At 67.0% G+C, this 16,118-nt stretch carries 14 protein-coding genes; 7 read left to right on the top strand and 7 right to left on the bottom strand.

Annotation, left to right across the window (positions count from 1 at the left end; all coding sequences use genetic code 11):
* Positions 1 to 87: 87 nt before the first annotated feature.
* From G578_RS0122310 to G578_RS0122300, 3 genes are all read right to left on the bottom strand, one after another.
* Positions 88 to 1,062, bottom strand: a complete 975-nt coding sequence (locus G578_RS0122310; protein WP_028796115.1) for a quinone oxidoreductase family protein — start codon at positions 1,060 to 1,062, stop codon at positions 88 to 90.
* Between the two features lie 124 nt (positions 1,063 to 1,186).
* Entirely contained in the window at positions 1,187 to 1,882 is a 696-nt protein-coding gene (locus tag G578_RS0122305; protein ID WP_028796114.1) for a dienelactone hydrolase family protein, read from the bottom strand.
* 133 nt (positions 1,883 to 2,015) lie between these two features.
* Positions 2,016 to 2,507, bottom strand: a complete 492-nt coding sequence (locus G578_RS0122300; protein ID WP_028796113.1) for a methylated-DNA--[protein]-cysteine S-methyltransferase — start codon at positions 2,505 to 2,507, stop codon at positions 2,016 to 2,018.
* 74 nt (positions 2,508 to 2,581) lie between these two features.
* Between G578_RS0122300 and mnmE the strand changes: the two genes are divergently transcribed.
* The 6 genes from mnmE (at position 2,582) to G578_RS0122270 (ending at position 9,816) form a co-directional block, all read left to right on the top strand.
* Positions 2,582 to 3,913, top strand: coding sequence for a tRNA uridine-5-carboxymethylaminomethyl(34) synthesis GTPase MnmE (gene mnmE / locus G578_RS0122295; protein WP_028796112.1), 1,332 nt, complete (start codon positions 2,582 to 2,584; stop codon positions 3,911 to 3,913).
* A 97-nt stretch (positions 3,914 to 4,010) separates the two neighbouring features.
* Entirely contained in the window at positions 4,011 to 5,879 is a 1,869-nt protein-coding gene (gene mnmG, locus G578_RS0122290; RefSeq protein ID WP_028796111.1) for a tRNA uridine-5-carboxymethylaminomethyl(34) synthesis enzyme MnmG, read from the top strand.
* Positions 5,876 to 6,481, top strand: a complete 606-nt coding sequence (gene rsmG, locus G578_RS0122285) for a 16S rRNA (guanine(527)-N(7))-methyltransferase RsmG (RefSeq protein WP_051245170.1) — start codon at positions 5,876 to 5,878, stop codon at positions 6,479 to 6,481. Before mnmG ends, rsmG begins: the two co-directional genes overlap by 4 nt.
* On the top strand, positions 6,474 to 7,301 hold the full coding sequence (locus G578_RS0122280) for a ParA family protein (protein ID WP_281169195.1): 828 nt from the start codon (positions 6,474 to 6,476) through the stop codon (positions 7,299 to 7,301). Before rsmG ends, G578_RS0122280 begins: the two co-directional genes overlap by 8 nt.
* Before the next feature lie 58 nt (positions 7,302 to 7,359).
* A complete protein-coding gene (locus G578_RS0122275) occupies positions 7,360 to 8,535 on the top strand; it encodes a ParB/RepB/Spo0J family partition protein (RefSeq protein WP_028796108.1) in 1,176 nt (391 codons plus the stop codon).
* A gap of 102 nt (positions 8,536 to 8,637) precedes the next feature.
* Positions 8,638 to 9,816: a serine hydrolase domain-containing protein gene (locus tag G578_RS0122270; RefSeq protein ID WP_028796107.1), complete on the top strand. Its 1,179-nt coding sequence runs from the start codon at positions 8,638 to 8,640 to the stop codon at positions 9,814 to 9,816.
* A gap of 109 nt (positions 9,817 to 9,925) precedes the next feature.
* Here the strand turns inward: G578_RS0122270 and holA are convergent, their stop codons facing one another.
* The 4 genes from holA to G578_RS27735 all read right to left on the bottom strand — a co-directional run bounded on the left by holA (position 9,926) and on the right by G578_RS27735 (position 14,612).
* Complete coding sequence (gene holA / locus G578_RS0122265; RefSeq protein ID WP_028796106.1) at positions 9,926 to 10,975, bottom strand: DNA polymerase III subunit delta; 1,050 nt, start codon at positions 10,973 to 10,975, stop codon at positions 9,926 to 9,928.
* Between the two features lie 7 nt (positions 10,976 to 10,982).
* The gene (lptE, locus tag G578_RS28805; protein ID WP_051245169.1) at positions 10,983 to 11,504 is read right to left on the bottom strand and encodes an LPS assembly lipoprotein LptE; all 522 of its coding nucleotides are present in this window, start codon (positions 11,502 to 11,504) and stop codon (positions 10,983 to 10,985) included.
* 15 nt (positions 11,505 to 11,519) lie between these two features.
* Positions 11,520 to 14,084, bottom strand: a complete 2,565-nt coding sequence (gene leuS / locus G578_RS0122255; RefSeq protein WP_028796105.1) for a leucine--tRNA ligase — start codon at positions 14,082 to 14,084, stop codon at positions 11,520 to 11,522.
* Positions 14,085 to 14,147: 63 nt separating this feature from the next.
* Complete coding sequence (locus G578_RS27735) at positions 14,148 to 14,612, bottom strand: DUF3576 domain-containing protein (protein ID WP_342664905.1); 465 nt, start codon at positions 14,610 to 14,612, stop codon at positions 14,148 to 14,150.
* Between the two features lie 423 nt (positions 14,613 to 15,035).
* Here G578_RS27735 and G578_RS0122245 point away from each other — a divergent pair, with 423 nt between their 5' ends.
* Positions 15,036 to 16,103, top strand: coding sequence for a porin (locus G578_RS0122245; protein WP_028796104.1), 1,068 nt, complete (start codon positions 15,036 to 15,038; stop codon positions 16,101 to 16,103).
* Positions 16,104 to 16,118: the final 15 nt, after the last annotated feature.

Here is a 16,118-nt window from a genome sequence, read left to right as displayed (position 1 = left end):
ACCGCCACCGCCAGGATGGCGGTGGCGTATGAGGGGGCCGGCTAACTGCCTGTCCCACCATGTTTCACGTGAAACATGGCTCTGTTGTTACGGCAGCAGAACGGTCGATCCGGTGGTCTTGCGGCCTTCCAGGTCGATATGCGCCTGGACCGCGTCGGCCAGGGCGTATTCCTGGTTGATCGAAACGCTGACCACGCCTTTGCCGACCACGTCGAACAGATCGGCCGCGGAGGCGGCGAGCAGTTCCTTGGTGGCCGTGTAGGTCATCAGGGTCGGCCGGGTGAACTTCAGCGAGCCCTTGGCGGCGAAGATGCCGAGATCGACAGGCGCGATCGGACCGGAAGCCTGGCCGAAGCTCACCATCATGCCGGTGGGCGCGATGCAGTCCAGGCTGGCCGGCCAGGTGTCCTTGCCGATGCTGTCATAGACCACGGGCACCTTCTTGCCGTCGGTGATCTCGATCACCCGCTCCACGAAGTTCTCGCGGGTATAGATGATCGGATGGTCGCAGCCGTTCTTCTTGGCCAGCGCCGCCTTTTCGTCGGAGCTGACCGTGCCGATGACCGTGGCACCCAGGTGCTTGGCCCACTGGCACAGGATCAGGCCGACACCGCCGGCGGCGGCATGGATCAGGATCGTGTCGCCCGGACCGACCTTGTAGATCTGCCGGATCAGGTACTGCACCGTCATGCCCTGGAGCATCATCGCGGCGGCGAGCTTGTCGTCGACCGAGTCCGGCACCTTGACCACCTTGGTCGCTTCCAGGTTCCGGGCCTCGGCATAGGATCCCGGCGGCGGGGCGGCGTAGGCCACCCGGTCGCCGATCGCGAAATCGGTCACGCCGTCACCGAGCGCCTCGACGGTGCCGGAGGCCTCCATGCCGATGCCCGAGGGCAGGGGCAGGGGATACAGGCCCGAGCGGTGATAGGTGTCGATATAGTTCAGGCCGATGACGCTGTGCTTGATCTGGATCTGGCCGGCGTCCGGCTTGGGCAGGTCGACGTCCTCGAGCTTCATGACCTCGGGGCCGCCCTGTTCGTGCATGCGGATGGCTTTTACCATGGGATGTCCTCCCTGTTCCCTGTTCTCGTTTCGCTTGGCTACGCCAGGACCCGCGCGACGTGAACCGTCGTCGCGGGCAGCAGTGCCGTGCCTGGCGGCACGGAAATTCTTTGCGTGAGAAGGCTCAGGCCAGATGGGTCCTGAAGAACTCCGTCGTGCGGCGGTTCGCCAGATCGGCGGATGCCTTGTCGTAATGCTGGCCGCCGACCCGGGCGAAGGCGTGGTCCTGGCCCGCGTAGACATGCACGGTGGCCTTGCTGTTGGCCTCGAGCACCGGGACGAACTGGGCCTGGGCCTCCGGCGGCACGAAGCCGTCCTTCTCGGCCACATGGCAGAGATAGGGCCGGCTGATCCTGTCGGCCTCGCCGATGAGCTCGTCGAGCCCGACGCCGTAGAAGCTGACATTCGCATCGGCATCGGAGCGGGTGGCCATCAGATAGGCCAGCTTGCCGCCCAGGCAGTAGCCGACCGAGCCGGCCTTGCCGTTGCAGCCGTCCATGCCGCGCACATGGTCGAGGGTGGCGATCAGGTCCTTCACGCCGAGATCGACGTCGAACTTGCCGAACAGGTCGAATGCCTTCTGCCACTCCGCCTCGGTCTTGTCGGTGATGTCGATCCCCGGTTCGATGCGCCAGAAGAGGTCCGGGCAGATCGCCAGATATCCCTGGGCGGCATAGGCGTCGGTCAGGTCGCGCATCACCTGATTCACGCCGAAGATCTCCTGAATGACGACCACGGCCGCGGTCGGCGTGGCTGAGGGCTTGGCGACATAGGCGCTGAAACTGCCGCCGTCGGCGGCGGTGACGGTAACGGTGGACATGGGACTCCCCTCTGACTCGCTGTGGGTTCAGGCGTCGTTGGACGCGACCGTAGCAAAGCCGGCCATATGGAAACAACGCGTCGGAACCGACACGCCGAGGAGGGGCTTCGGAAGGGTGCGCTCAAGCCGCGCCTCAGAACAGCGATGTCTGTCCGCGCTCCAGATCCAGAAGCTGGCGCTTGCTCTCCACGCCCTCGCCGCCGGAAAAGCCGACGAGCTTGCCGCTGGACCCGACGACGCGATGGCAGGGAACGACCACGGGGATCGGATTGCGGCCGCAGGCGCCGCCGACCGCGCGGGCCACACCGCCGACCCGCGCTGCCAGATCGCCGTAGGTCCAGGTCTCGCCATAGGGGATGGAGCGCATGGCTTCCCAGACGCTGTATTCGAAGGCCGAGCCGCCACGGAACCGGATCGGCAGATCGAATACGGTGAGTCCCTGGTGGAAATAGGCGTCGAGCTGGCGCACGGTTTCACGTGAAACAGCGTCGCACTCTTCCTCCTCCACAGCGGTCGTGCTTGTAGGGGTCATGCCCGCCGAAACCCAGGTCACGCGCACGAGGGCCTCGCCGTCGCTGACGGCGCGCAGACGGCCAACCGGGGTATCGAGTTCGCTGGCGGGCATGGCGGACGGCCTGATAAGACGGGCGCAGGATCAGCGGCGTATCGACAAGATATCGACAGCACGAGGCGGACACGGTGGAGCAGAATACCATCTTCGCGCCGGCGACGGCACCGGGAAGGGCGGCCCTGGCGATCGTGCGGATCTCCGGTCCGCGGGCGCTGGAGGCGTTGCGCGCGCTTGCCGGCGACGTCCCGCCGGCGCGGCGCCTGTCGCTGCGAGTCCTGCAGGACTCCAGCAGGGGGGAGGTGCTGGACGAGGCGATGGTGGTGGCCTTTCCCGGCCCGGCCAGCGCCACCGGCGAGGATCTGGTCGAGCTGCATCTGCATGGCGGCCGGGCGGTGGTCGCCGCGGTCTGCGACCGGCTCGCCGGGCTGCCGGGTCTGCGCATCGCCGATCCCGGCGAATTCACCCGTCGGGCCTTTCTCAACGACCGGATCGACCTGACACGGGCGGAAGGGATCCTCGATCTGGTCGATGCGGAGACCGACGCCCAGCGCCGCCAGGCCCTGCGCCAGGCGACGGGTGGACTGGCGGCCGCGCTCGACGGCTGGCGCGAGATCCTGGTCACCGCGATGGCGCGGCTGGAGGCGTTCATCGATTTTCCGGACGAGGATCTGCCGGACTCCCTGCAAACGGAGATCCGCGCCGGGCTGTCCTCGCTCGACGCCGCCATGGCCGCGGCCCTGGCCGAAGGTAGTCGGGCCGAGCTGGTGCGCGATGGGCTGCGGATCGCCATCGTGGGAGTGCCGAATGCGGGCAAGTCCTCCCTGCTTAACTGGTTGGCGAAACGTGATGTTGCCATCGTGAGCGCCACCGCGGGCACGACCCGCGACGTGCTCGAGGTTCACCTCGATATCAACGGGTATGCGGCCACGGTAGCGGACACCGCCGGGCTGCGCGAAACCCCCGACGAGATCGAGGCGGAAGGGGTGCGGAGGGCCCTGGCGCGGGCCGAGGCGGCGGATCTGACGCTTGTCCTTGCCGATGCCTCGGAGGGTGAGGCCGGGCGCGATGCGATGCGACCGTACCTGGTCCAGGAGTCGGCGCTGGCCATCGCGACGAAGATCGATCTGGTGGAGGGCCCGGCTCCGGCGCCCTGGATCGGCCTGTCGACCCGGACCGGGGCGGGGACCGAGGAATTTCTGACGGCGCTGGGCACGGCGATGGCCGACCGCATGGACCGGGTCGGGTCCGTGGCCCTGACCCGGGCGCGCCATCGCGATGCGGTCGGTGCGGCGCGGGCGGCGGTCGGGCGATGCCTGGAGGCGCTGGAAACCGGTGCGCCGCTGGAGATCGCGGCGGAGGATCTGCGCATCGCCACCGCGGCGCTGGGCCGGATCCTGGGGCGGGTGGACGTGGAAGAGCTGCTCGACCGGATCTTCGGGGAATTCTGCCTCGGCAAATAGCGGAGGGAGGGCGGTCGTTTCACGTGAAACGGCGCCGGAGACCCCGGAATCGCGCGTGGGCTTTGACAGGGCGGCTGGGGCTGCGTATCTCAGACCCATGAACGCCTTTGACATCATCGTGGTGGGTGGGGGCCACGCCGGCGCGGAAGCGGCGGCGGCCGCGGCCCGAATGGGCGCGCGCACGGCTCTGGTGACCCATCGGCGCGACACCATCGGGGTGATGTCCTGCAACCCGGCGATCGGCGGGCTCGGCAAGGGCCATCTGGTGCGCGAGATCGACGCCCTGGACGGGATCATGGGGCGGGCGATCGACCGGTCCGGCATCCAGTTCCGCATGCTGAACCGGTCGAAGGGGCCGGCGGTCCGTGGGCCGCGGGCCCAGGCCGACCGGGCGCTCTATCGCGCGGCCATCCAGGATATCCTGGCGGAGTTCCAAACGCTCTCCATCGTCGAGGCCGGAGTCGAGGACCTGATCGTCACCGACGGGCGCTGCCGGGGGGTCGTCCTGGCCGATGGCCGCACGCTGACCGCCGCCGCCGTGGTGCTGACCACCGGCACGTTCCTGCGGGGCGAGATCCATCTCGGGGAGGAGCGGCGGCCGGCCGGCCGGGTAGGCGACGCGCCGGCGGTCGGGCTTGCGCTCACGCTGGAGCGGCTGGGTCTGCCCCTCGGCCGGCTGAAGACCGGCACGCCGCCGCGCCTCGACGGGACCACCATCGACTGGGACGCTCTGGAGGTTCAGCCCGGCGACGATCCGCCGGAGCCGTTCTCGACCCTGACCGAGCGGATCACGGTGCCGCAGGTGCCCTGCCACATCACCTATACGACCGCCGCGACCCACGCCGCGATCCGGGCCAATCTGGACCGGGCGCCGATGTATAGCGGCCAGATCGGCAGCTCCGGTCCGCGCTATTGCCCGTCGATCGAGGACAAGATCGTCCGCTTCGCCGACAAGGAGGCGCATCAGATCTTCCTGGAGCCCGAGGGCCTGGACGATCCGACGGTCTATCCGAACGGAATCTCGACCTCGATGCCCCGGGATGTGCAGGACCAGGTGGTCGCCTCCATCCCCGGACTGGAGCGGGCGCGGATTCTGCAATACGGCTACGCGATCGAATACGACTACGTGGACCCGCGGTCGTTGTCCCGAAACCTCGAGGTGAGGGCGCTGCCGGGCCTGTATCTGGCCGGCCAGATCAACGGCACGACCGGTTACGAGGAGGCCGCCGCCCAGGGTCTGGTCGCTGCTACCAACGCTACCCTGGTAGCGAGTGGGTCGGATGACTCACTATATATAGACAGGGCAGACGGGTATATTGGGGTCATGATCGATGATCTTGTGTCCCGTGGCGCACCCGAGCCCTACCGTATGTTCACCTCCCGAGCCGAGTATCGGCTGCGGTTGCGCGCCGACAACGCGGATCTGCGCCTGACCCCGATGGGGCAGCGTGTCGGCCTGGTCGGATCGGTCCGGCGAGAGGCTTTCGAGGCGCGTCGGACCCTCATGCGTGTTTCACGTGAAACACTGGAGACCCTCGGCGGTTCGCCCCAGGTGCTGGCCAGACTGGGGTTCACAGTAAATCAGGACGGCAAACGCCGCTCCGCCCTCGATCTCCTGTCCTATCCGGACGTCACGTGGAACAGATTGGTGGCCGCGTGGCCGGACTCGCTCGGCGGGATCCCCGAAACCGTCGTCGAGCAGATCGCCACCGAAGCGAAATACGCCGGATATCTGGATCGGCAGGACGCGGATATCCGCGCCTATCGCCGGGACGAGGGGTTGGAGCTGCCGGAGGACCTGAATCCGGATGTGATCGGCTCGCTCTCGACGGAAATCCGCACGCTTCTGAAGCGCGAGCGGCCGCGGACGCTCGGGCAGGCGAGCCGTCTGCCCGGAATGACGCCGGCGGCGACGGTCGCTCTGCTGCGTCACGTGAAAAAGACGGACAAAAAGACAGCGGCGTGACCCCAAGCGAGCTTCAACAGCGGCTTTCCCTGACCGACGCCCAGCGCCGGGCCCTGGAAACCTATGCCGAGCTGCTCCAGAAGTGGCAGGCGCGGATCAATCTGGTGGCGCCGGCGACTCTTCCGGACCTCTGGTCGCGCCATTTCCTCGATTCGGCGCAGCTCCTGTCTCACATGAAAGATCTGCCGGGGCCGGTTCTGGACTTCGGGTCGGGGGCGGGGTTTCCCGGTCTGGTGCTTTCGATTCTCGGGCGCGATGACGTCACCATGGTCGAATCCGACCGCCGCAAGGTCGCCTTCCTACAGGAGGTGGCCCGCATGACCGGGGTGAAACCGACCCTGGAAGCCTGTCGAATCGAATCACTACGTCCGATTCGCGCTGGTATTATCACCGCGAGGGCCCTCGCGCCGGTCCATAAGCTGCTGCGCTACGCCGCGCCATATGCCGATGAGAAAACGGTATTTCTCTTCCTCAAGGGAGAGCAGGCCGACGCCGAGTTGACTACCGCGCAAAACACCTGGAAAATGGCTGTCACCAAGGCTCCCAGCATTTCTGACTCCCGGGGGGTCGTGCTGAGGCTGGAGGAGGTGAGCCGTGCTTGACGGACAGACCAACCAGGTAGTGGCACCGCGCATTCTGGCGATCGTGAACCAGAAGGGCGGCGTCGGAAAGACGACGACGGCGGTGAACCTGGCCACGGCCATGGCGGCCTGCAAGAAGAAGGTCCTGGTCATCGACCTGGATCCACAGGGGAACGCATCCACCGGGTTCGGCGTGCCGCGCAAGGGTCGCGACGCGGATTCCTACGCCGTGCTGATCGGCGAGGCGACGATCGCCGAGGCGGCGATCGAGACGCCGGTGCCAGGGCTGGAAGTGGTGCCGGCCTCCAGCGACCTGTCGGGCGCGGAGATCGAGCTGGTCGAGATGGACCACCGCGAGTTCCGCCTGCGCGAGGCGGTGGTGCGCCACGCGGCGACCTCGCCCTACGACTACATCCTGATCGACTGTCCGCCGTCCCTCGGCCTGCTGACCCTGAACGCGCTGGTCGCCGCCGACGCGGTGCTGGTGCCGCTGCAATGCGAGTTCTACGCACTGGAGGGTCTGTCCCAGCTGGTGCGCACGGTGGAGCGGGTGCGCAAGGCGCTGAACCCCGGCCTGGAGATCCAGGGCGTGGTGCTGACCATGTACGACCGCCGCAACAACCTGTCGGATCAGGTGGCGGCCGATGTGCGTGAGTATTTCGGCGACGTGGTCTACCGCACCATGATCCCGCGCAACGTCCGGGTCTCCGAGGCGCCGTCCTACGGCAAGCCGGTGATCGTCTACGACATGGCCTGCAGCGGATCGAGGGCGTATATCTCCCTGGCGCGTGAGGTCCTGACCCGCGAATCCACCCTGGCGGCGAACGCCTTCGCCGCCTGAGGACGCGCCCGAGCTAGCCACCTAGACCAGCCACTCAGACCAGCCCGTCCGAGGTGAGATGAGCGAAGAAACCGGCAAACGACGCAGCAACAAGCTGGGCCGCGGCCTGTCCGCCCTGCTGGGCGAGGACGAGGACGAGCAGGTCCAGCTCGAGCGGCTGCGTCAGTCCCGGGCGCTCCCGGTCGAGCAGCTCACGCCCGGCCCGTTCCAGCCGCGCCGGCGGTTCGACCAGGAGGAGCTGCGCGAGCTGGCGGAGAGCGTACGCGAGCAAGGGGTGATCCAGCCGATCCTGGTGCGCCGCGCGCCGGACGGCGACAAGTACCAGATCATCGCCGGCGAACGCCGCTGGCGGGCCGCGCAGCTCGCCCAGCTGCACGAGGTCCCGGTCCTCATCCGCGAGTTCGACGACCAGACGGCGATGGAGATCGCCATCGTCGAGAATGTCCAGCGCCGCGACCTCACGCCGCTGGAGGAGGCCGAGGGCTATCGCCGGCTGATCGAGGAATACAGTCATTCCCAGGAGGATATCGCCCGGGCCGTCGGCAAGAGCCGCAGCCATGTGGCCAATACGCTGCGGCTGCTGAACCTGCCGGACGAGGTCCGGGTTCTCGTCGAGGACGGCCAGCTCACCGCCGGCCACGCCCGCGCGCTGCTGTCGGCGGAGGACCCGGCGGCTTTGGCGCGCGAAGTGGTGACCCGCAAGCTGAACGTGCGCGATACCGAGCGCCTGGTGCAGCGCGAGAAGACGCCGCCTCCGACGCCCGCCGCGCCGAAGCAGAAGGACGCGGATACCCGAATCCTCGAACAGGACCTGTCAGACCGCACAGGTCTTGTGGTAGCGATCAGTCATAACAGCAATAACGGGTCCGGTAGTGTCACGCTGCGCTACCAGGATCTCGATCAGCTCGACCTGATCGTGGAGCGTCTGTCGGCGCATCCGACGCGCTCCGAAGCACCGGTCGTCACCGCCGACGACGGCGACGATGCCGACCCGGACGGGGAGGGTGGGGGCGACTGGGCGGAGCCGCTGCCGGGTGAAGTCGATCTAAAGGGACCCGTGGATCCGACCCGGACGCCGGCGCCCTCTATGGACGGCGGGACCTCGGTCGATGCAGACAATGCGGATCCGGAGGCGGACACCGAGGGTGACTCCGACGCGGAGGATTCGAGCGGCACGAGCTGGGATTTCGATGCCGACGACGACGAGGACGACCCTCTCGTCCCTAAGACCTGATCCATCGATGCCAGATCGATCCAGCCTATCGGTCCGAAATACCACGTATAATCAGATTACTTATACCAGACCGGACCGATCCGGCCCCGCAGGACCGCAGCCGTGACGGATCACCCGGCCGCCGGGCCCAGGCCGCATCTGCCGCCGGCGGCAGAGTTCCTGTACTGGCCGCCGCAGTCTCAGGCCTACGGGTATCGGATCGTCGACCGCCTGTTCCACTCGCGGACGGTACCGGCGGGCGGGGCGGGAAGCGCCATGCCTTACGGCCCCGAGCTGGACTTGCGCTATGTCAGCGGCGGGATCGAGCGCGGGATCGACGCCTTCATGGATCACAACGTCGTGGCCGGCCTGCTCGTGCTGAAGGCCGGGCGCATCGTTCTGGAGCGGTACGGGCTCGGGCTGCGCGACCACGACCGCTGGAGCACCATGTCGACGGTGAAGTCGATCACCGCAATGCTGGTCGGAGCCTGCATCCGGGACGGGGTGATCGAGTGCCTGGACGACCCCGTCGAGCGTTATCTGCCGGCCATCGGAGGAAGCGGATACGAGGGCGTGACCCTGCGTCACCTCCTGACCATGTCATCCGGGCTGGCGTGGAGCGAGGCCTATGCCGATCCGGCCTCCGATGTGAACCGGTACAGCCGATGCCTGGCGGAAGGGACGCCGGATGGGGTGATCACGCTGCTGCGCGGGCTCAGGCGGACCTGCCCGCCTGGAACACGTTGGGCCTACAACACCGGCGACACCTATCTGCTCGGACGGGTTCTGGTCGCGGCCCTCGGGGGCCCGCTCGCGGACTATCTGTCGCAGACGATCTGGAAGCCGGCGGGCATGGAGTTCGACGCCTTCTATACCCTGGACATGCCCGGCGGGAACGAGATCGGCGGCAGCCGCGCCGGGATGGCGCTGCGCGATTTCGGCAGGGTCGGCCAGGTCGTGCTCGATGACGGCGTGATCGGCGGCCGGCGGGTGCTGCCGGAGGGCTGGGTCGACGAAGCGCTGTCGCCGGTCTTCCTCTTCGGGCCGCGGGACCAGGATTTCGGCTCGATCCGCAGTTCGCGCCTGAAGGGCTACGGCTACAGCTGGTGGATCGGCGAGGACGGCAGCGCACAAGCCCATGGATTCGCGGGCCAGCGGATCTTCCTTGACCGGGCCGAGCGGCTGGCCATCGTCACACTGTCCGCCTTCCCGCAGCTCCCCCATGTCCCGGCCCCGGTGCCGGACCGCCACGGCGAGCTTCGGCTGTTCACCGACGCGGTGCGCGACGCCCTGCGCGGATAGCGCAAACCATGATCAGATGGAAACATCTGCCCGTGTGAATATTCTCTGTCTTTAATGGGTAAGAGGGCGGTTCACGGTTCAGATCGGTTCGATCTGAACCGATCGCGCTCTAGCGCCGAAGCCCCGCGCGCCGTCCCGCCATGACTGCCATTCTTGCGACATCGATCATCGCCTGACCGCATTCGGCCTCGTCCGGATACCCCGTCGTCTTGCAGCGGATCTCCGCCTCGCCGAGCCGGGCGAGGGCCGAGGCGAGGCTGCGCAGATCCCATCGCTGAAGCTGGCGGGCCATGCCGTCGGCGGTGCGGAAGAAGACAGGCGGGCGCAACGATTTGACCGCATCGGCCGGATTACGCCCATCTGCCATCCGCGCACGGGCCAAATGCAGGCGCTGGAAATAGGTGATCGCCACGCGGATGATCCGCACCGATGCCTCACCCTGGCGGAAGGCGCGGTCGAGCCCGCTCATGATCGCGTCTGGCCGTCCCTCGGCCGCGGCCGAAATCAGCGCGTCAATATCCAGCGCTGCGCTATCGCCGATCGCCGAAACAACCAGATCGAGATCGATGGTCTGACCTTGTCCCGCCAAAAGGGTGAGCTTTTCGACCTCCATTCGGCTCGCCATGCGGTCGCCGCCCAGGTGCTCGACGAGGAACCTTTCGGCCTCCGGCTCGATTTTCACGGCGCCTGCGGCGAGGGTTTCCCGAACCATGGTCGCCAAGTCGCGCCCGGTATCCGCATAGCAGGCAAGGGCGGCGATGTCCTCGCGTTTAGCCTCGAACAGCTTGCGAAGACCGCCGGACGGCTTCAGGTCGCCGCCCTCGACCACGAGGAGGGTGTCGCCGGTGTCGCCGTCCAGCGCGTTGACGATCGCGTCGCTGGTCTTGTCGCCGGCGTTGCGCAGGCGCACCAGGCGACGGCCGCCCATCAGGGAGCGCGCATGCATCTCGTCCGACAGCCGGGCCGGATCGCCGGTGGCGTCGTCGCCGTCCAGCTCGCAGACATTGAAGGGGTCGTCCAGATTGTCGACCGCGGTGCGGGCGATCCGTTTGGCGAATTCCAGGACCTTGCCGGTATCGGGGCCGTAGACCAGCACCGCCCGGACCCCCGGCGGCGGGTCCTTGAGGAACCGTTCCACACCGTTGGCGGCGACCTTCATCGCCGTCTCACCCCTCGGTGCGGTTGAAATAGAGCGCGAGCCGCAGGCGGATATCCTCCGCCAGTTCGGTCGCCGCGCGCTGCCGGGCGTCCTTCTCCGCCTGCAGGATCGCGTATTCCGACGAGCTGATCGAGAAGCTGGAGGTGCGCTGGTTGCTACCCTTGGTGACCACCTCGTTGCTCTGCAGGTCGAGCAGCCGCCAGTTCACCTCGACGATGAACTTCGCGAAGGTGGCCGTGGAATCCCGCAGGATCACGATATCCGAGCGCCGCTCCTTGGCGGAGACGTCGAGGCGGTAGGCCGGGTTGCGGGCGACGCCGCGCGGGTTGATCCGGTCGATCAACTCGTTGCGCAGGATCTGTCCGAGCCGGTCGTTGATCGGCCCGACATCGACCTGCGGGAAGCCCTGATTGTAGACCGTCTTCTGCGTCGGGTCCTTGGCGTAGAGCGGCTGGAACCCGCAGCCCGACAGGGCGCCGCCGGTCAGGAGAAGAGCGACCGCGGCGGCGCGCAGGGCGGATGTCCGCATCGGCCGCGCCACCGCTCAGGCCACCACGTTGACGATCTTGTTGGGCACCGCGATCACCTTGCGGGGGCTCTTGCCCTCCAGCAGCTTCATCACGTTCGGCTGTTCCAGCGCCTGCTCGATCATCGCGTCCTTGGAGCTGTCCTTGGCCATCTCGATGGTGGCCCGGAGCTTGCCGTTGACCTGGATCGCGATGGTGACGGTGTCGTTCTCCGCCAGGCTCGCGTCGGCCTCCGGCCAGTCCGCCGTGGCCAGCATGCTGTCATGGCCGAGCTGGCGCCACAGCTCCTCGCAGAGATGCGGGGTCATCGGCGCCATCAGCCGGACCAGGGTCTCGAAGCCGAAGCGCAGAACCCAGGCCTCGCCGGCACCGGTTCCGGCCAGGGAGAAGATCTGGTTCGACAGCTCGCGGACCTGGGCGACCGCGCTGTTGAAGCGGAACCGCTCGATGCTGTCGGCCACTGCCAGGATGGTCTTGTGACAGGCGCGGTAGACCGTCTCGGCCTCGGCCGACAGCTCGGCGGGTTTCGGCGTCCCGGCCGCGGGCAGGGCGGTCGGGCATTCGGTGATCTCACGCCAGACCCGGTTGATGTAGCGCCAGGCACCGTCGACGCCGGCCTCGGTCCATTCCAGGTCGCGCTCCGGCGGGCTGTCGGACAGCATGAACAGCCGGGCCGTGTCGGCGCCGTAGCTGCCGATGATGTTGGCCGGGTCCACGGTGTTGCGCTTCGACTTGGACATCTTCTCGACGCGGCCGACGGTCACCGGCTTGCCGCCGTCGACGGTGACCCAGTCGCCGCCGTCGGCCTTGGTGATTTCGTCGGGATAGAGCCAGCGGCCGTCCGCCCGGTAGGTCTCGTGGCAGACCATGCCCTGGGTGACCAGGCCGGCGAAGGGCTCGGCGATGGAGAGATAGCCGCAGTCGCGCAACGCCCTGGTGAAGAACCGGGCGTACAGCAGGTGCAGCACGGCGTGCTCCACGCCGCCGATATACTGATCCACCGGCAGCCAGTAGTCGGCCGCGTCCCGGTCGAAGGCGATCTCGCCCTGCGCGTCGGTGAAGCGGGCGAAATACCAGGAGGATTCGAAGAACGTATCGAACGTGTCGGTCTCGCGCCGGGCCTCGCCGCCGCAGGACGGGCATGCGGTGTGCTTCCAGGTCGGGTGGCGGTCCAGCGGGTTGCCGGGGCTGTCGAACTCGACATCCTCGGGCAGCTCGACCGGCAGCTGGTCCTCCGGCACCGGGACCACGCCGCAGCTCTCGCAATGGATCATCGGCACCGGGCAGCCCCAGTAGCGCTGGCGGGACACGCCCCAGTCGCGCAGACGCCAGGTCGTCGTCCGCTCGCCGCGGCCGATCGTCTCCAGCCGGCCGGCGACCTCCGACTTCGCGGCCTCGATGTCCATCCCGTCCAGGAAGTCGGAATTGAAGATCTTGCCCGGACCGGTATAGGCCTCGTCGGCCACGGTGACGGTGGCCGGGTCGGTCTCCGGCGGCAGCACCACCGGCAGCACCGGCAGATCGTATTTGCGTGCGAAGTCCAGGTCGCGCTGGTCGTGGGCCGGACAGCCGAAGATCGCCCCGGTGCCGTATTCCATCAGCACGAAGTTGGCGACATAGACCGGCAGGGTCTTGCCCGGCACGAACGGGTGCTCGACCTCCAGCGTGGTGCGATAGCCGCGCTTCTCGGCGGTCTCGATATCGGCCTCGCTGGTGCCCATGCGGTTGCATTCGGCGATGAAGGCCTGCAGCTCCTCATTGCCCTCGGCCATCTCGGCCGCCAGCGGGTGGTTGGCCGACACCGCGCAGAAGCTGGCGCCGAACAGGGTGTCCGGCCGGGTGGTGAAAACCTCCAGGCTGTCGTCGCGGCCGACCAGCTGGAAGCGGACCCGCGCGCCTTCGGAACGGCCGATCCAGTTGTGCTGCATCAGCCGGACCTTGTCCGGCCAGCGGCCTTCCAGCCCGTCCAGCGCGCCGAGCAGATCCTCGGCATACTGGGTGATCTTCAGGAACCACTGGTTCAGCTTGCGCTTCTCGACCGGGGCGCCGGAGCGCCAGCCCTTGCCGTCGATCACCTGCTCGTTGGCCAGAACGGTGTTCTCGACCGGATCCCAGTTGACCCAGCTCTCCTTGCGATAGGCGAGCCCGGCCTTGACGAAATCCAGGAACATCTTCTGTTCGTGGCGGTAGTAGCTAGGATCGCAGGTCGCGACCTCGCGGCGCCAGTCGTAGCTCAGGCCCATGCCCTTGAGCTGTTCGCGCATGGCGTCGATGTTCTCGTGGGTCCATTTGTGCGGGTGGACGCCGCGCTCGATCGCCGCGTTCTCCGCCGGCAGACCGAAGGCGTCCCAGCCCATGGGATGCAGCACGTTGAAGCCGCGCGCCGTCTTGTACCGCGCCACCACGTCGCCGAGCGTGTAGTTGCGGACATGGCCCATATGGATGCGGCCCGACGGGTAGGGGAACATCTCCAGGACGTAGTATTTCGGCTTGGCGGGATCGGCTTCGACCTCGAAGCAACCGTCCTGTGCCCAGCGCGACTGCCACCGGGCCTCGGTTTCCTTGACGTTATAGCGCGCCATGACGTGCTGCTCTCTTAGTGATGGCATGGGGCCACGGGCACGCGCGGCACCGGCTCGTGCGACCTACTGCGACGCCTGCTGGATCCGGATCTGACGGGCGCGGGTGAGGATCGTGTTCTCAAGATCCTTGCCCAGGCTTTCGTCCACCGCCGCGTCGCGCCAGTCCCCGGCATTGCTCCGGGTCTGCCGGAACACGTTCGCGCGGATGCCGTCGGAACGCAGGGCGCGGTCGAGAATATAGACCGTGACCTTGAACCGCTCGTTCGGGCTTTCCGGCGGATTGTACCAGTCGGAGATGATCACGCCGCCGAACGGATCGGCCGAGGACAGCGGCAGGAAGGACAGCGTGTCGAGCGACGCCCGCCACAGGAAGGCGTTGACCGCCACGCCGCCCCCGCCCTGATTGTTCTGGTCGCCCTGGCCGAGCGAGAACAGGTCGAGCCCGCTCGGTCCGGCAAGGCTTTCCTGCTTCTCATAGGTGGGCAGGCCGTTGGGACCCGTGGTCGGGTACTCGTACTCGACGGGCACGTCCGTTCCACAGGCCGACAGGGCCAAGAGGCAGAGCACGCCTGCGCCAACAGCATTCTTAAAAGTCGATCGAGAACCGGCCATCACAATCTTGTCCAAAGTTCGCAGCCACTTCTTTACCTACGCAGAGCGCCCGGCGCAATGATCGCCGAACGATGCCGTCCCTCGCTCCGTCAATGCCATGCGGACAGCCGCACAAATCCTCGTCCCAGGCGCTCCGGAAAGGTGACGATCCCCGTGTCGGCGTTGTGACATATCCGCCACATTGAGACAGTTTTGCACCCGGAGCGGCGTCAGCCGAGTTGACGGTGGTCCGTAGAGCCCTGTAGCAATTGGCCATCGGTCAGGGATGGCGGGCGTGCTGTTTCGCTTTTTCCAGATGGACCGAGGACCCTAAAACACCTCGAACTCGGGAGATGGGGAATGAAGAAGGTTCTTCTCGGCTCGACGGCCATCGTTGCCGCCGGCCTGATTGCCGCACCGTCCGCCATGGCCGCTGAAAAGCTGCAGGTTTCGGTTGGCGGTTACATGGAGCAGTGGTTCGGCTACACGTCGGTCGACGACTCCACCGGCCGCGACGTTGACGGCTTCGACGTCAAGTCCGACTCTGAAATTCACTTCAAGGGCTCCACGACCCTGGATAACGGTATCGAGTTCGGTATCAACGTCCAGCTCGAGGCCAACAGCAACAGCTCTGACCAGATCGACGAGTCGTATCTGATCATGAGGGGCTCGTTCGGTGAGATCAACCTGGGCTCCGAAAACTCGGCGATGTACAAGATGCATTACGCTCCGAGCGATTTCGGTATCAGCATCAACTCCGGCGACCAGGGCGACTGGGCGGCTCTCTCGGGCAGCAACGTCTCCGGCTCCGGCTACTTCCGCGGCGTTCTGGGTTCGACCTATGTCGAGCCGGGCCGTGCGAACGACTCCGAGAAGCTGACCTACTACACCCCGCGTTTCGCCGGCTTCCAGCTGGGTGCGTCGTACTCCCCGGACAACCTCCAGGACACGAACGCTCCGGTTGACCGCAACACCGGCGTCTCCGACATGGTGACGTTCGGCGCCAACTACTCCGGCGACTTCGGCGGCGTGTCCCTCGGCGTGTCCGGCGGTTACGGCACCTTCATGGAGTCCGCTTCGGGCACCGATGAGCCGGAGAGCTACAGCGCCGGTGTGACCCTCGGTGTTGGCGGCTTCGGCGTGGGCGCGTCCTACGCTGCTGAGGAAGGCGCGACCGAAGGTCAGTCCTACAACCTCGGCGTCTCCTACGAGACCGGCCCGTTCGGCGTCAGCCTGTCCTACTTCCATGGCGAAGTTGACAACAGCTCCGCGCAGGACACCGTGCATCTGTCGGGCAAGTATGCTCTGGGTCCGGGCGTCACCGCCGCTGCGACCCTGGGCTATGCTGAGTTCGAGGACGATGGTACTGCCGGCTCCGACGAGATCGAGGCCACCTACTTCGTCACCGGTATCCGTCTGTCCTTCTAATCCAGAAGACAGTCT

This window comes from Thalassobaculum salexigens DSM 19539 (assembly GCF_000423805.1).
GTDB classification, from domain to species: domain Bacteria; phylum Pseudomonadota; class Alphaproteobacteria; order Thalassobaculales; family Thalassobaculaceae; genus Thalassobaculum; species Thalassobaculum litoreum.
The sequence above is the reverse complement of the archived record's forward strand: the minus strand, read 5'-3'. Positions and strand labels throughout refer to the sequence as shown.

What these genes read in the sequence shown, in the direction of transcription:
- leuS (WP_028796105.1), bottom strand. Translation starts at nt 14,084, where the DNA reads ATGGCGCGCTATAACGTCAAGGAAACCGAGGCCCGGTGGCAGTCGCGC.
- G578_RS0122310 (WP_028796115.1), bottom strand. Translation starts at nt 1,062, where the DNA reads ATGGTAAAAGCCATCCGCATGCACGAACAGGGCGGCCCCGAGGTCATG.
- G578_RS0122305 (WP_028796114.1), bottom strand. Translation starts at nt 1,882, where the DNA reads ATGTCCACCGTTACCGTCACCGCCGCCGACGGCGGCAGTTTCAGCGCC.
- G578_RS0122245 (WP_028796104.1), top strand. Translation starts at nt 15,036, where the DNA reads ATGAAGAAGGTTCTTCTCGGCTCGACGGCCATCGTTGCCGCCGGCCTG.
- holA (WP_028796106.1), bottom strand. Translation starts at nt 10,975, where the DNA reads ATGAAGGTCGCCGCCAACGGTGTGGAACGGTTCCTCAAGGACCCGCCG.
- G578_RS0122300 (WP_028796113.1), bottom strand. Translation starts at nt 2,507, where the DNA reads ATGCCCGCCAGCGAACTCGATACCCCGGTTGGCCGTCTGCGCGCCGTC.
- mnmG (WP_028796111.1), top strand. Translation starts at nt 4,011, where the DNA reads ATGAACGCCTTTGACATCATCGTGGTGGGTGGGGGCCACGCCGGCGCG.
- G578_RS0122275 (WP_028796108.1), top strand. Translation starts at nt 7,360, where the DNA reads ATGAGCGAAGAAACCGGCAAACGACGCAGCAACAAGCTGGGCCGCGGC.
- lptE (WP_051245169.1), bottom strand. Translation starts at nt 11,504, where the DNA reads ATGCGGACATCCGCCCTGCGCGCCGCCGCGGTCGCTCTTCTCCTGACC.